Origin of the sequence: Streptomyces longhuiensis, from assembly GCF_020616555.1 — a bacterium.
Classification (GTDB): Bacteria; Actinomycetota; Actinomycetes; order Streptomycetales; family Streptomycetaceae; genus Streptomyces; species Streptomyces longhuiensis.
This window is the reverse complement of sequence record NZ_CP085173.1, coordinates 9,179,272-9,194,440: the sequence shown is the minus strand read 5'-3', so window position 1 is coordinate 9,194,440 and position 15,169 is coordinate 9,179,272. Positions and strand designations below refer to the sequence as shown.

The 15,169-nt window shown below is 70.1% G+C and carries 14 protein-coding genes; 13 read left to right on the top strand and 1 reads right to left on the bottom strand.

Annotated elements, in window-relative coordinates; genetic code table 11:
* The first annotated feature begins 265 nt into the window (after positions 1-265).
* The 7 genes from LGI35_RS41835 to LGI35_RS41805 all read left to right on the top strand — a co-directional run bounded on the left by LGI35_RS41835 (position 266) and on the right by LGI35_RS41805 (position 4,737).
* A complete protein-coding gene (locus tag LGI35_RS41835; protein ID WP_227299654.1) occupies positions 266-781 on the top strand; it encodes a MarR family winged helix-turn-helix transcriptional regulator in 516 nt (171 codons plus the stop codon).
* On the top strand, positions 778-1,623 hold the full coding sequence (locus LGI35_RS41830; protein WP_227299653.1) for an ABC transporter ATP-binding protein: 846 nt from the start codon (positions 778-780) through the stop codon (positions 1,621-1,623). The genes LGI35_RS41835 and LGI35_RS41830 overlap by 4 nt, the downstream gene beginning before the upstream one ends.
* Positions 1,583-2,434 (top strand): ABC transporter permease, encoded by an 852-nt coding sequence (locus LGI35_RS41825; RefSeq protein WP_227299652.1) that lies wholly within the window; start codon positions 1,583-1,585, stop codon positions 2,432-2,434. The genes LGI35_RS41830 and LGI35_RS41825 overlap by 41 nt, the downstream gene beginning before the upstream one ends.
* 84 nt (positions 2,435-2,518) lie before the next feature.
* Positions 2,519-2,740, top strand: a complete 222-nt coding sequence (locus tag LGI35_RS41820) for a hypothetical protein (RefSeq protein ID WP_227299651.1) — start codon at positions 2,519-2,521, stop codon at positions 2,738-2,740.
* A gap of 157 nt (positions 2,741-2,897) precedes the next feature.
* Positions 2,898-3,815: an LLM class F420-dependent oxidoreductase gene (locus LGI35_RS41815; protein WP_227299650.1), complete on the top strand. Its 918-nt coding sequence runs from the start codon at positions 2,898-2,900 to the stop codon at positions 3,813-3,815.
* Entirely contained in the window at positions 3,812-4,144 is a 333-nt protein-coding gene (locus tag LGI35_RS41810) for a hypothetical protein (protein ID WP_227299649.1), read from the top strand. The genes LGI35_RS41815 and LGI35_RS41810 overlap by 4 nt, the downstream gene beginning before the upstream one ends.
* On the top strand, positions 4,141-4,737 hold the full coding sequence (locus LGI35_RS41805) for a Dabb family protein (RefSeq protein WP_227299648.1): 597 nt from the start codon (positions 4,141-4,143) through the stop codon (positions 4,735-4,737). Before LGI35_RS41810 ends, LGI35_RS41805 begins: the two co-directional genes overlap by 4 nt.
* Before the next feature lie 24 nt (positions 4,738-4,761).
* On the opposite strand, the gene LGI35_RS41800 is transcribed toward LGI35_RS41805, so the two are convergent.
* Positions 4,762-6,567: a pectate lyase gene (locus LGI35_RS41800; protein WP_227299647.1), complete on the bottom strand. Its 1,806-nt coding sequence runs from the start codon at positions 6,565-6,567 to the stop codon at positions 4,762-4,764.
* Between the two features lie 473 nt (positions 6,568-7,040).
* Here LGI35_RS41800 and LGI35_RS41795 point away from each other — a divergent pair, with 473 nt between their 5' ends.
* From LGI35_RS41795 to yicI, 6 genes are all read left to right on the top strand, one after another.
* Complete coding sequence (locus tag LGI35_RS41795; RefSeq protein ID WP_227299646.1) at positions 7,041-8,084, top strand: LacI family DNA-binding transcriptional regulator; 1,044 nt, start codon at positions 7,041-7,043, stop codon at positions 8,082-8,084.
* 162 nt (positions 8,085-8,246) lie between these two features.
* Positions 8,247-9,482, top strand: a complete 1,236-nt coding sequence (locus LGI35_RS41790) for a sugar ABC transporter substrate-binding protein (RefSeq protein WP_227299645.1) — start codon at positions 8,247-8,249, stop codon at positions 9,480-9,482.
* 10 nt (positions 9,483-9,492) lie between these two features.
* The gene (locus tag LGI35_RS41785) at positions 9,493-10,458 is read left to right on the top strand and encodes a carbohydrate ABC transporter permease (protein ID WP_227299644.1); all 966 of its coding nucleotides are present in this window, start codon (positions 9,493-9,495) and stop codon (positions 10,456-10,458) included.
* Positions 10,459-10,464: 6 nt separating this feature from the next.
* Positions 10,465-11,292, top strand: a complete 828-nt coding sequence (locus LGI35_RS41780) for a carbohydrate ABC transporter permease (RefSeq protein WP_376221557.1) — start codon at positions 10,465-10,467, stop codon at positions 11,290-11,292.
* 32 nt (positions 11,293-11,324) lie between these two features.
* The gene (locus tag LGI35_RS41775; RefSeq protein ID WP_227299643.1) at positions 11,325-12,791 is read left to right on the top strand and encodes a family 1 glycosylhydrolase; all 1,467 of its coding nucleotides are present in this window, start codon (positions 11,325-11,327) and stop codon (positions 12,789-12,791) included.
* Positions 12,788-15,118: an alpha-xylosidase gene (yicI, locus tag LGI35_RS41770; protein ID WP_227299642.1), complete on the top strand. Its 2,331-nt coding sequence runs from the start codon at positions 12,788-12,790 to the stop codon at positions 15,116-15,118. The genes LGI35_RS41775 and yicI overlap by 4 nt, the downstream gene beginning before the upstream one ends.
* The last annotated feature ends 51 nt before the right edge of the window (positions 15,119-15,169 follow it).

Below are 15,169 nucleotides of genomic sequence, written 5' to 3'. Positions count from 1 at the left end.
CTGTTCTCCGGCGCGCACGACACCACCGGATCGCCTCGGGTAACGCCAGATGATGACGCTGGGGAATCGTGCGCGAGGGGTGCGTCCTGCGCGTACCCGTTCCTTTCCTCCCGATTATCCGTCGCCACCGCGGCGAAATCGAGCGCAGCCAACCTGACGGGGTCCCGACGAGGTCCCTACGAGGTCCCTACGAGGTCCCTACGAGGTCCCTACGAGGTCCCGACAGGGCCTGTAATTAGCTCGTACACAGAGCTAAAATTGGTCCATGGCCACGGACGAGCTGGCAGACTCCTTCGCCGACGCACTCGCCGCCGTGCAGCGTCTGACGCGGCGCAGGCTTCGGCACGGCCTGAGCGCGCCCCCGTTGCGCGGCGCCCAGGTGGAGCTGCTGCGCCTGGTGGTCGACAAGCCGGGAGTCGGTGTGTCGGCCGCCGCCCGGGAGCTGCGTCTCGCCGGGAACTCCGTGTCCACGCTCGTCAATCAACTGGTCAAGGCGGGCTTTCTACGCCGTGAGACGGACCCCTCGGACCGCCGTTCGGCGCTGCTGTACGCGACCCCGGTGGCCGCGGCCCGGTTGCGCGACTGGCAGATCCGCCGGGGCACGTTGATGCGGGAGCAGCTGGCGGCGCTCGACCCGGCCGACCGGGCCGCGCTCGCCGCGGCGCTGCCTGCCCTGCGCAAGCTCGCCGACAGCCTGCACGAGGACCGCACGCCCGTCATCCGCACAGAAGGTGAAACGCCCTACGCAGTACAGGGAGAACCGGGAGGCGCACCGGCATGAGCGAGGACCCCGCGGTCTGCTGCCGCGGACTGGAGTACGCGTTCGGCGAGACCAGGGCCGTGGACGGCCTCGATCTCACGGTCGGGCGGGGCGAGGTCTTCGGGCTGCTCGGACCCAACGGCGCCGGCAAGACCACCGCGATCCGCTGCATCACCACGCTTCTGCCGGTGGCGCGCGGCCGCGTATCCGTGTTCGGGCACGACGCGGCGACCGAGCGGATGGCGGTCCGCAGGCTCCTCGGGTACGTGCCGCAACAGCTGTCCGCCGACTCCGGCCTGACGGGGCGGGAGAACGTGACGCTGTTCGCCCGCGTCTTCGACGTCTCCCGGCGCGAACGGGCCCGCCGGGTGGCCCAGGCACTCGCCGCCGTCGACCTCACGGACGCCGCGGACAGGCTCGCCAAGACCTACTCGGGCGGCATGGTGCGTCGGCTGGAACTCGCCCAGGCCCTGGTGAGCGCCCCCCGCCTGCTGATCCTCGACGAACCCACCATCGGGCTCGACCCGATCGCCCGTACCAGCGTGTGGGACCACATCAACGCGGTCCGCCGCGCCACCGGAATGACCGTCCTGGTCACGACCCACTACATGGACGAGGCGGACCAGTACTGCGACCGGGTCGCGCTCATGCACCGCGGGCGCGTGCACGCTCTCGGTACCTCCGACGGGCTCCGCCGCGACCTGCACGAGCGGCACGGGAACGCCGGATCCGATGAGCCCTGGCCGACCTTGGAGGACGTCTTCCGCGACGTCGCCGGCCGCGGGCTCGGCAACGATGGTGACGAAGGTGGTGACTTCCGCGATGTCCGCAGCACCCGCCGCACCGCGTCCCGGCTCGGCTGACCCGGCCGAGTTCGACCTGCTCCTCACCCCGCCCACGGCCCGTACCGGATGGCGCGTGGCGCCCGCCCGCGTCGTCGCCCTGTGCGCCGTCGAACTCCAGAAGCTGCGGCACGACCGTTCCGAGTTGTACACCCGCGCGGTCCAACCCGCCCTGTGGCTGCTGGTGTTCGGCGAGACCTTCACCCGGATCAAGGCGATCCCGACCCACGGCATCCCCTACATCGACTACCTCGCGCCGGGCATCATCGCCCAGTCCGCGATGTTCATCGCCATCTTCTACGGCATCATGATCATCTGGGAGCGGGACGCCGGCATCCTGACCAAACTCCTGGTCACACCCACCCCGCGCGCGGCACTCATCACGGGCAAGGCCTTCGCCGCCGGGGTCAAGGCACTCATCCAGGCCGTCGTCGTGATCGTCATCGCGGCACTCCTCGGCGTCGCCCTGACCTGGAACCCGCTGCGCCTGCTCGGCGTGGCCGTCGCGGTGGTCCTCGGCTCGGCGTTCTTCTCCTGCCTGTCGATGACCATCGCCGGCATCGTCCTCACCCGGGACCGCCTGATGGGCATCGGCCAGGCCATCACCATGCCGCTCTTCTTCGCGTCCAACGCCCTCTACCCGGTCGCGCTCATGCCGGGCTGGCTCCAGGCGGTCAGCCGGGTCAACCCGCTCACCTACCAAGTCGACGCGCTACGGGGCCTGTTGCTGGGCACACCGTCGCATCTGCCCCTGGACTACGCCGTACTCGCAGTGGCCGCCGCGCTCGGCATCGTGGCCGCCTCCTCGCTGCTGCCCCGACTGGCCAGATAGTCCGACGGCGGGGCCTTCAGGGGCCTGGTCGCGCGAGCCGGTACCCGGCGGGCGGAAACGGCGCTGCCGCCGTAACGTCGAAATATGTCTGTGAATCTCGTAGTGCTTGGCAAAGAGGGGCAGGCCTCGGAGCACGAAGGCGAGGTGCTGCACTTCGTCGACGGCGAGGAAGGCCAGTTCTCGTACTCGATCGACGACGGCGCGCTGCTCGTATGGAAGGCGGACCCCGCCGCCGCCACGAGGGTCGAGGTGGCCTACGCCCCCCATGCGTGGATCAAGGCGAGCGGGACACGCAAGGACAGTTGACCAGCGGGCCGACCGGACGTGATGAGCACACGTCCGGAACTCCTTGCCGACCTGACCCAGCCTCTCCGTGTTCACTCCCTTCCGCGCCCCACCTATTCCTGATAGGAACACTCCTAACAGGTATAGCGGCATGGCGCTGAAGTGAGGGAACCCTGGCATGCTCCGACTTGGAATGATGGCGCCGTTCACCGACGGCCTGATCACCTCGGGTGGCTTCCTCCGCGACCTCGCGGGCACGCTCGAGGAGTGCGGCGTCGAGTCACTGTGGACGGTCGAGCACGTCGCCGTCGCCGAACGGTACGAGCCGCTCTATCCGTACTCCAACGACGGCCGGATACCCGGCAGTTCGGGCGCGGTACCCATGCCCGACCCGCTGGAGACCATCGCCTTCCTCGCCGGAGCCTCGAGCTCCCTGCGGTTCGGTACGGCGATGATCGTCGCCCCGCTGCACAGCCCGGTGGTCCTGGCCAAACGCGCCGCGACGATCGACCGGCACTCCGACGGGCGGCTGATGCTGGGCCTCGGCATCGGCTGGCAGAAGGAGGAGTACGCCGCCGTCGGCGTGCCCTACAAGGATCGGGGGCAGCGGCTCGAGGAATGTGTCGGCGCGATGCGCGCGCTGTGGGGCAGCGGCCCCGCCTCGTACCAGGGGCGGCATGTCTCCTTCGAGGACCTGCACTCGCTGCCGCGTCCTGCCGGCGGGGCCGTGCCCGTGGTGCTGGGCGGGAACAGTGATCCCGCCGTCCGCCGCGCGGGCCGGATCGGCGACGGCTGGTTCCCCTACACGATCACGCCCGAGGACTTCGCCCGCCAGGCCGATCTGCTGCGTGAGGCGGCGCGCGGGGAGGGCCGTCCGGAAAACGCCGTGGAGATCACTGTGTGGCCGGGCTCCTGCGACCGTGAGCGCGCCGGGGATCCCTCATGGGTACGGGGTTTCGTCGAGGCGGGCGCGACGCGCCTTGTCATCGCTCCGCATATCCGGGGCTCGGACGGCCTTTCGGGCCCACGAGGTCTGGGCGCGTTGCGCGAACAGATCGACCGGTATCGGGCCGAGGTACTGGAGAAGCTGTCATGAGCGGGGTCCAGATACTCGATGTCGTTCTCCTCGCGACCGATGACGTCGACGAGTGGCTGCGCCGCTGGCGCGCGGAGTATCTGCCGGGCGCCGTGGGCCGGGGCATGGCCGAGGAGCGTCTCTGGCGCGCCTGGACGGGGCCGGACACCGTGGCGGTCCGGATCCTGTGGTCACTGCCGGACAGCGGCGCGTTCTTCGCCGCGCGCGCCGCGGCCGGCGCCGACCCTCGGGTCGCGGCGTTCTGGGCGTACACGGACGAGATCGCGAGGGACCGCGATCGTCATGTGCTGGAGCCTGTCGCCGGTGTTCGCGAGGAGGTGGCGTCATGACCCGCTGGGTGACCCTACTGCCGGACGGCGACACCGACGCGTACGGCAAGGCCGCCGCAGGGCCCGGCGTCCTGGGCGGCTCCGCGGCGGCCGATCTGCCGGGCAGTTTCGGCGGCACCGGCGCCACATGGGACGTGACGGCGGAACGGAATCCCGCCGACATCGCCGCGAAGGCCGGGCTCCCGGAGCCCCTCGACACGGTCGCTCTCGAGCCGATGCGCGGAGGGTACGTGCCCCTGCGCGGCCCGCGCGTGAAACGCACACTGCTGCTCGCGGTGCGCCCCGGCACACCCGGCGCTCTAGTCAGGCAGTTGGAAGCGGATCTCATGGCGATGCCCGAGCACATCTCCACCATCCGCTCCTGGTCTCTGAGCAGGGTGGACCAGACGCTCATGCCCTCCCCCTGGACCCATGTCTGGGAGCAGGAGTACGCGGACGTGCAGGGGTTGACCGGCGAGTATCTCGGCCACCCCTTCCACTGGACGTGCGTGGACCGGTGGTTCGACGGCGAGATCCCGGGCGCCGGGATCGTGGAGCCGCGCCTGGTCCACGTCTTCCGCTGGAGCCGGGAGCCGGTCCTGACCTCCCGCTGAGGCCAGGACCTTGGCAGTGGGGTCTCAGCCGGCGACGTAGGCGATGAGTTTGGCCATGTTGCCGGCGTAGGCGGACGTCGTGATGCCCTCGGCGCTGTCGTGCGCCTGGTACGGCGGCTCCGCGGGCGGTGTGGCCGGGTCGTACGGCGAGGTGTCGTACAAGTCGCCCACGTGCTTGCTCATGTAGGCCGCGCCCTCGTACGGCGTGGCCGGCGCCGGGCCGAGGTACGGGTTGGTGGTGGTGCCGATCGGGGTGATCCAGTGGTCCTTGGCACCGAGATCGGCCACGAGGGCGCTCGCCTGATCCTCGGTCACCTCGGGCAGGGCCGGGTCGGCGCCCCGGAACAGGTCGGTGAGGTCGAGGTCGCGAACGCTGAAGTAACGCGGGAGCTCCTGCGATCCACCGGGGGTGAGCGGTGACCGGTCGCGCAGGTCGGCGACCTCGGAGCGGCTCAGCGCCATCAGCTCGTCGTAGGTGGCCTTGAGGCCGGGGAGGTCTATGGAGCGGCCACCGGAGTAGTGGCTGAGTGTGTTGCGGTGGTCGTGGTCGTAGTAGTAGGCGCCGTTGCGGATGTTGGAGCCGAAGCGGTGCACGAACCGGGGCCGGTTGGTCTCCAGCTCCACGAACGTCGGGTGCGTGGCGCTCTTCAGAAGCGGGTTCTCCCCCTTCTGCTCACTGGTGAGCGGGCAGGTCTCCAGCCAGGCGATTGCCTCGGGCACACGCCGCAGGTAGTCGTGGTCGCCGGTGAGCCGGAAGTAGTGGAACAGCTGCCGGATGTTGGTCTGCGTGGTGTGTGTGGTCAGGGACCGTGGCTCGTACGAGCGGGCGCTGGCGGGAGCGCCGGCGGGCCGGCCGCCGACCGTGTGCGAGAGGTGCTGCAGGCCCCATCCGGCCTGGGGTCCTGGCTGTTGCAGCCGGTGCAGACAGGCCATGGCGCGCAGCACGGGCCGGGTCAGGTCACGCCGTCCGAGCGCCGATATGCACATGAGCAGGAACTTGATGTTCTCGCCGAGGACGTCATCGTTGAAGGTGACGTGGCCGGTGTAGTCGCCGTCCTGCATGCCGTGCTGGACGTCCGAGGGCAGCCAGGAGGGCCGTTCGTCGGGCCAGGGCATCTCGCTCACCGCGCCGGAGAAGGCGGGGAACCGCTGCGGCCAGCCACCGTCGGCCGGACCTCCGCGCAACTGTGCCTTGAGCATGAAGTCGATGACACGGTTCAGGGACGCCTTGAACTTCGGGTGCCTGCGCTCCACGTAGAGGCGCAGGATCAGTTGCGCCGCCGTGGAGGTGCCCGCGTCGTCGAAGGTGGCGTTGCCGTAGTAGTGCTGGAATTCCTCGAGGCGCCAGCCGTTCGCGCCGATGGTCGCGTACCAGTCACGCAGGGAGCCGTTGCCGGCGAAGTCGTGGATGTAGTTCCAGCCTCCGACCGGCAGTTGAGCCTCGACGAGGGCGAGGCCCGTGCGCTCGGCGGCGCGGTGGAAGGTCTCGTCACCGGTGGCGTGATAGGCGTCGAGGAGGCTGTGGCCGACGCTGGGCGTACCGGGCGGCTGGACCCAGCACATGGTCCGCTTCGCCTCCATCTCCCCCCACGTGGTGGAGAGATCGGGGAGATAGCTCCAGACGTACGCGCCTCGATAGGACACGTGCTCGTCCATGAAGGCCGCCGCGCGGCGCATGGCTCGCGCGGCGTCGGTGCGTCCGCTGTCGGTGCGTGACCCTGCCGGGTGAGCGGCGGGCCGGGACGCGGCCGACGCGATGCCGGGCCGCGGCCCGACCAGCGCGCCGACGGCGGGTACCGCGGCGAGTCGGGCGAAGGTGCGTCTGGACATGGGCGTTCTCAACGGTGTCGCCTCCAGGCATGACGGATGCGCGTCGCGGGGGCGCGCCGGTGGACGGCGGCGACCCACAACTCGGGTGTCAGGGAAGGGAAATGTCGTCGTGACACAGGCCTATCACCCACCGTTCGGGACCCTCAAGAGTTCGTACCAGTGAAAGTTGTTCATGTACTCGATCAACTCTCACATCAAACCGGGCATTTGACTTGCTTCGCACCTCAAAGCCCCAGCTGAATTCAGATACATAAACTCAAACAATCTCCGGCAGGGGTATTGCCCCTGCGCCCCGAGCCCTCTTACAGTCACGCACGCCACCAGTCGAATCGATTCGACGAATCGATTCGACTCGATGATCAGAGCGGACAGCGTGGTCGGAGCGGTCAGAACCCGAACAGCCAGCACGGCCAAGACGACGAGAGCAACCAGAACAACCAGGACGACCAGGACCACACCGCAAAGGAGCGGGAATGGCCACGATCAAAGACGTCGCCGAACGGGCGGGCGTCGCGCCCAGCACCGTCAGTTACGTCCTCAGCGGCTCCCGCAAGATCTCCGAGGACACCCGGCGTGCGGTACAGACCGCCATCGCCGAGCTCGGCTACCACCCACGGGCCAGCGCCCGCACACTGCGCAGCGCCCGCAGCGACGTCCTCGCCCTGGCCGTCCCCCGCGTGCCCGGCGAATACCGGGCGGTGGACGGCCGGTTCGCCATCGACATCAGCGACGCCGCCCGCAGCCACGGCTACGACCTGCTGCTGATGACCGACCTGGACGGGGTCGGCGGGTTGCGCCGGGTGGCCGGCAGCGGACTGGCGGACGCTGCCGTCCTGATGGCCGTGGAGGAGCAGGACCCCCGCATCGGCGCCATGCGCGAACTCGGTTTCCCCACCGCGCTGCTCGGCCGTGGCGACGACGACTCGGCGCTGCCTTGGGTCGACCTCGACTGGGAGGCCGCCGTCGCCCTCGCCCTGCGCGAGACCGCCGCGGCCGGCCACCGGCACATCGCGTTCCTCGCCTCGGCCGAACACGAGATCGCGGCCCGTCGCGGCTATGCCGTGCACGGCCTCGACGGTGCCCGGCGGGCCGCGAAGGAGACCGGCGCGGACATCCGTGTGCACCCCTCCAGCAGCGACCCGGACGTGTTGCGGCGCCGCGTGCGCGAAGTGCTGAGCTCGCGACATGCCCCGACCGCGCTGGTCGTCCAGCACCTGCACCGCTTCCCCCATCTGCTGGCCGAGGTGGCCGCGGCCGGGCTGCGGGTCCCCGAGGACCTCGCCGTCGTGCCCGTCGGCACCCTCCCCGACGACCTGGGCGGGCGGATCCTGCCGCGTATCGAACTGCCTGTCGCGGAGATGTCCCTGGCGGTCGTCGAACTCGCGGTCAAGGCGATCACTACGGCGACCGGCACCCAAACCGGGAGCCATCCGGCTCCCGGCCTCCCCCCTCACCGTCTGATCGCACCGCAGATGGCGACCGGGCTCACCATCACACCGCCGAAAAGGCATCCCTGAGCGGCGCCTCGACGATGCGGCGGCCGCCCAGCCGCGAACCCCAGCGAAGAAGCCGCTCGCGAGACGCCCCTCTCCCCCCAACGCGCGGCCGCGCACCATCCCCCGAGCCGCACACCCCAAGCCTCAACTCCCCGAGCCGCAGCCCCGATTGGAGAACCGCTCGTGCACTCCCGCGCAGAGCGCAGACTGCCACCCGCCATATCCGTAGGCCTGGCGGTGGCCACGGTCGCACTGAGCCTCACCGGGTGCGCCGCCACGCCGGCCCCCGACACCGTCACCGTGCTCAACTCGGCCACGGACACCGCCGAGCACACCGCCAACCAGAAGTTCTTCGACCGCTGCGCGAAGCCCCTCGGGCTGAAGGTCGAGCAGATCAGCGTGCCCGCGGACCAGGTTGCCTCGAAGGCGCTCCGGATGGCCTCGTCCAAGTCGCTCACCGACATCCTGGAGCTCGACGGGTCCGAGCTGCCGCAGTTCGCCGGGACCGAGGGGCTGCGCCCGCTGAAGGACGTCGGCGTCGACACCTCCGGATTCTCCGGCAGCGCCACCTCCCTCGGCTCGTACGACGGCACCCAGTACGGCATCGCGCGCTCCGTCAACTCCCTGGCCCTGATCTACAACACCGAGCTCCTCAAGGAGGCCGGGGTCGAACCGCCCACCACCTGGGCCGAGCTGAAGACCGCCGCGAAGAAGATGACCCACGGCAGCACCTACGGAATGGCCTTCAGCGCCAGCCCCAACGCCGACGGGGTGTACCAGTTCCTGCCGTTCTTCTGGTCCGGCGGCGGTGACGAGGCGAAGCTCGACAACGGCAAGGGCGAGGCCGCGCTCCAGCTCTGGAAGGAGCTGGTCTCGGACGGGTCCGCCTCGAAGTCCGTCGTCAGCTGGAACCAGCAGGACGTCAACGACCAGTTCGTGGCCGGCCGCGCCGCCATGATGATCAACGGTCCGTGGCAGGTACCGGTGCTCAGCGCCCAGAAGAAGGTGGACTGGGCGGTCGCCCGCATCCCGGTGCCCGAGGCCGGACAGGACGCGATCCCACCGATCGGCGGCACCGTGATGGCGGTGCCCAAGAACGAGGACAGTGCCCGCGAGAAGAACGCGGGGAAGATCCTCAACTGCCTCAACACCCGCAAGAACCAGCTCCAGTGGGGCGAGTCGGTCAACAACGTGCCCACCCGGGCCGCCGCCGCGCGGGCCTACGCCGAGCAGAACCCCAAACTCGCCGCCTTCGCCGACCTCGTCACCACCGCCCGCTCCCGCACCGCCGAGGTCGGCACCCGCTGGCCGGTGGTCGGGGACGCGCTCGCGGGCGCCTTCCAGTCGGTGCTGACCGGCAGGACCAGTCCCGAACAGGCCCTGCACCGGGCCCAGCAGCAGGCCTCCAAAGGGAAGTGAGGAACCGGACATGAGCACCTTCGCCTCCACCTCCCCGGCCGCCAAGACGTCCGGCTCCTCGGCCGCCCCCGCGAAGGCCGACTCCCGCACCCGCCGCCGCGGGCTGCTCCGTTGGCTCTTCGTCGCCCCCGCGCTCGCCTACATGGCCCTCTTCTTCGGCTACCCGCTCGTCCGCAACATCGTGATGAGCTTCCAGCACTACACGCCCAAGACGTACTTCACCGGCGAGGCCCCGTTCAACGGCCTGGACAACTGGCGGGCCGTCTTCGCCGACGAGCTGTTCGCCGGCTCCCTGTGGCACACGGCGCTCTTCACGCTCGGCTCCCTGCTCGGCCAGTTCACCGTCGGCCTGGCCCTCGCCGTCTTCTTCTCCCGCCGCTTCCGGCTCTCCGGCTTCGTCCGCGCGATCCTGCTGCTGCCCTGGCTGGTGCCCATGGTCGTGTCCGCCGTCGTCTGGCGGCGCATCCTCGACCAGGACCACGGGATGCTCAACAGCGCCCTGCACGCCGTCGGCCTGACCGAAGGCGGCGTGCCGTGGCTGAACAGCCCAGGCGTTGCCCTGCTGTCGGCGATCCTGGTCAACATCTGGATCGGCATCCCGTTCAACATGGTGATCCTCTACGGCGGTCTCCAGGAGATCCCGCGCGAGCTCTACGAGGCGGCGTCACTGGACGGGGCGAGCCCCTGGCGGACCTTCCGCAGCGTCACCCTGCCGATGCTGCGCCCGGTCGTCACCGTCGTCCTCGTCCTGGGCTTCATGTCGACCGTGAAGATCCTCGACCTGATCCTGGCGCTGACCTCGGGCGGGCCCGCGGACTCCACACAGACCCTGGGCACGGTCACGTACCAGCTGTCTTTCCTCCAGCTCGACTTCGGCCAGGGCGCCGTCGTGGGCAACGTCCTCATCCTCATCAGCGCGGTCTTCGCCGTGCTGTACCTGCGGGCCAACCGCGCCGACTTCGGCAAGGGGAAGTGACCGACCGTGAACCCGAACTCGAACCGTCCCCGCCTGCGGGCCGCCTGGAACACCACCGCCGCGCTGCTGATCCTCGGCGTCCTGCTCTTCCCGGTCTACTGGATGCTCAACACCGCGCTCCAGCCCGGGTCGAGCGTCGCCGCGACCGAGTGGTTCCCGTCCTCGCCCAGCCTGGAGAACTTCGACACGGCGATCTCCAGCCAGGGCGGCTCGCTGCTGACCAGCTTCGTCGTCGCCCTCGGTGCCGTCGCCGTGTGCCTCGCCCTCGCGGCGCCCGCCGCGTACGGGCTCGCCCAGTTCGGGCTGCGCGGCGGCCAGGGCATCGTCTTCACCACGCTGATCACACAGATGGTGCCGGGCATCGTCATCGCCAACGCCCTTTACAGCGCGTACGCGGAACTGGGCCTGGTCAACTCCTACTTGGGGCTGATCCTCGCGGACGCCTCGCTCGGGCTGCCGTTCGCGATCGTCCTGCTGCGCGCCTTCATGGTGTCCATTCCGAGCGAGGTCGTCGAGGCGGCGATGGTCGACGGCGCCAATCGCTTCACCGCGTTCGTCCGCATCGTGCTGCCGATGAGCCGCAACGCCCTCATCACGGCGGGGCTCTTCACCTTCCTGTTCGCCTGGTCGGACTTCATGTTCGCCCTGACCCTCAACACCACCGACGACGTCAAGCCGATCACGCTGGGCATCTACCAGTTCGTCGGCGCGCATGTCAGCGACTGGGGCGCGGTCATGGCCACCGCGGTCCTGTCCGCGGTGCCCGCCGCGATCCTGCTGGTCGTGGCGCAGAAGTACATCTCCGCCGGGATCACCGGCGGATCCATCAAGTAATGCCATCACGTAGCGATAAGGGCTTCAGCCGCATGAGCACCCCCGAATTCCCGGAATTCCCCGACGGCTTCTTCTTCGGCGCCGCCACGGCGAGCTACCAGATCGAGGGAGCGTACGCCGAGGGCGGCAGAGGGCCGTCCATCTGGGACACCTACTGCCGCGAGCCCGGACGGGTGGCCGGCGGCGCCACAGGCGACGTCGCCTGCGACCACTACCACCGCTACCGCGAGGACGTGGCCCTGCTGCGCGGCCTCGGTGTGGACAGCTACCGCTTCTCCGTCGCCTGGCCGCGGATCCAGCCCGAGGGCACAGGACCGGCCAACGCCGCCGGTCTGGACTTCTACGACCGGCTGGTCGACGAACTGCTGGCCTCCGGGATCTCCCCCGCCGCCACCCTCTACCACTGGGACCTCCCGCAGGCCCTGGAAGACCGGGGCGGCTGGCGGGTGCGCGAGACGGCGGAGCGCTTCGCGCACTACGCCGGTCTCGTCGTGGAGCGGCTCGGCGACCGGGTGAGCCGTTGGATCACCCTCAACGAGCCGTACTGCAGCGCCTTCGTCGGTTACGCGGCGGGCGCCCACGCACCCGGCGCCCGGGAGGGCCGCGGCGCGCTGGCGGCCGCCCACCACCTTCTCGTCGGCCACGGCCTCGCCGTCCGCACCCTGCGCGAGGCCGGCGCCCGGGAGGTCGGCATCACGCTCAACCCGGACCGGCTGCTCCCCGCGACCCCCGGCTCGACGGCCGACCTCGCCGCCGTTCGCCGGGCCGAGACCCTGCACAACGAGGTGTGGCTGGACCCGTTGTTCGCCGGGCGCTACCCGCAGCACGAGGCGGAGACCTGGGGCGAGCCGGCCGACGCCTCGCCCCGGCTCGACAGTCCGCACCGTCCAGGGGCCGCGTACCGCCTCGACACTCCATTCCGGCTCGACGGCGACCTCGAACTCATCGCCGCCCCACTGGACTTCGTCGGCATCAACTACTACCGGCCGATCACCATCGCCGACGCCCCGCACCGCGACCCCGACCCGGCGACCCGTACGGCGGTCGACATCCGGGCCACCGAGTCCTGGCGCGACGACGTGCGGCACACGACCATGGGCTGGCCCGTCGTTCCGCACACCTTCACGGATCTGCTGATCGACCTGACCAAGCGCTACCCCGAGCTGCCCCCGCTGATCATCACCGAGAACGGCTCGGCCGAGGCCGACACCGTCACGGACGACGGCCAGGTCCACGACACCGAGCGCATCGACTACCTCCGCAGCCACCTGGAAGCCCTCGCCGCCGCCCTCCGCGCGGGCGTCGACGTGCGCGGCTACTACGTGTGGTCGCTCCTCGACAACTTCGAGTGGGCCCGCGGCTACGGTCAGCGCTTCGGCATCGTCCGGGTCGACTACGACACCCAGGAGCGCATCCCCAAGGACAGCTACCGCTGGTTCCGGGACCTGATCGCCACCCACCGCACCCGCACCGACACCGCTGACAAGGACCACCGTTGAAGTTCACCGACGGCTACTGGCTGATGCGCGAGGGCGTCCGGGCGTCGTACGCGACCGAGATCGCCGAGGCGCGCATCGACGACGGCCGGCTCACTCTGTACGCGCCGGTGCGGCATGTGGAGCAACGGGGCCACACCCTCAACAGCCCCCTCCTGACCGTGGAGTGCTGGTCACCCGCCGAGGGAGTGATCGGCGTCCGCTCCACCCACCACGCGGGCGCCGCCGCGCACGGCCCCGACTTCGTCCTGCGCACCGACCCCGACCACACCGCGAAGATCACCCGGGACGGGTCCCTGGTGGCGCTGACCAGCGGGGAGCTGTCCCTGCGGCTGGACACCGCCGCACCCTGGCGCCTGGACTTCACGGCCGAGGGCCGGGTCCTGACGTCCGCCGGGTCCCGCGGCACCGGCTTCGCGCTCACCGGCGACGGCCGCCACCACTCGCTGGCTCAACTTTCGCTGGGCGTAGGCGAATTGATCTACGGGCTCGGCGAGCGCTTCACCCCGTTCACCAGGAACGGCCAGAGCGTGGACATCTGGCAGGCCGACGGCGGCACCGCCAGCGAGCAGGCGTACAAGAACATCCCCTTTCATCTCACCAACCGCGGCTACGGCGTCTTCGTCAACCACCCCGGCCACGTCTCGTACGAGATCGGGTCCGAGGCCGTGGGGCAGGTGCAGTTCAGCGTCGAGGACCAGTCGCTGGAGTACTACGTCATCCACGGCCCGACGCCCAAGGACATCCTGGACCGCTACACCGCCCTCACCGGCCGCCCGGCGCTGCCTCCCGCCTGGTCGTTCGGGCTGTGGCTGTCCACCTCCTTCACCACCTCGTACGACGAGGAGACGGTCAACCGGTTCGTCCGCGGCATGTCCGGGCGCGGCATCCCGCTCGGTGTCTTCCACTTCGACTGCTTCTGGATGCGCGAGTACCAGTGGTGCGACTTCACGTGGGACCCGGACGTCTTCCCGGACCCGGAGGGCATGCTGCGCCGTCTCAAGGACGAGCAGGGGCTGCGCGTCTCGTTGTGGATCAACCCGTACATAGGCCAGAAGTCCCCGCTCTTCGCCGAGGCCATGCGCCTCGGCCACCTGGTCCGCAAGGCCAACGGCGACGTATGGCAGTGGGACCTGTGGCAGGCGGGCATGGCGCTGGTCGACTTCACCGACCCTGAGGCGCGGGAGTGGTACGCGGGCAAGTTGCGCGGCCTGGTCGCGCAGGGCGTGGACTGCTTCAAGACCGACTTCGGTGAGCGCATTCCGACGGACGTGGTGTGGCACGACGGCTCCGATCCGGAGCGCATGCACAACTACTACACGCAGCTCTACAACGAAACCGTCTTCGAGGTGCTGAGCGAGGCGCGGGGCGCCGGCGAGGCCGTGCTCTTCGCGCGGTCGGCGACCGCGGGCGGGCAGCAGTTCCCGGTCCACTGGGGCGGCGACTGCGAGTCCCACTTCGGGGCGATGGCCGAGTCGCTGCGCGGTGGCCTGTCGCTCGGCCTGTCCGGCTTCGGCTTCTGGAGCCACGACATCGGCGGCTTCGAGGGCACGCCGACGCCCGAGGTCTTCAAGCGATGGGTGCAGTTCGGCCTGCTGTCCTCGCACAGCAGGCTGCACGGCAGCAGGTCGTACCGCGTGCCGTGGGACTTCGACGAGGAGGCCGTGGCGGTCACCCGAGACTTCACCCGGCTCAAGCACCGCCTCATGCCGTATCTCTTCCGTGCGGCCCAGCAGGCGCAGGAACGGGGTACACCCGTGATGCGCGCCATGGTCCTGGAGTTCCCCGAGGACCCGGCGTGCCACACCCTCGACCGGCAGTACATGCTCGGCGACGACCTGCTCGTCGCGCCGGTCTTCTCCGCCGACGGAAGCGTCGAGTACTACGTGCCCGAGGGGACCTGGACCCATCTGCTGTCGGGCGAGCGGGTCGAAGGACCGGGCTGGCGACGCGAGCGGTACGGCTTCGACAGCCTGCCACTGCTGGCCCGCCCCGGCTCGGTGATCCCTTTCGGGGAGAGCGACGACAGCGCCGTCTACGACTGGGCGCACGGAGTGACGCTGCGTGTGCACACCCCGGCGGACGGCACGACGAGGGTCGCGCAGATCCCCGCCGTGGACGGTTTCGCGGGTGCCACGTTCCGCGCGCGGCGGGACGGCGACGTCATCACGGTCGAGTCCGACGACACCCAAGTGCCGTGGCAGGTCCTGCTCGTCGGGATGGAAGCCGCCGGCGAGAACGCGGAGCGGACCGCCCTCGGCACACTGCTCACGGCCGCGCCCGGCGTCACAGCGGTCTCGGCGGTACTGAGTGAGGCGGGCCGGGCGTAGCGCGCTGAAAGGGGAGCAGCGGGAGGGGAGGGGCTGCAGGGCGGTCGCTCC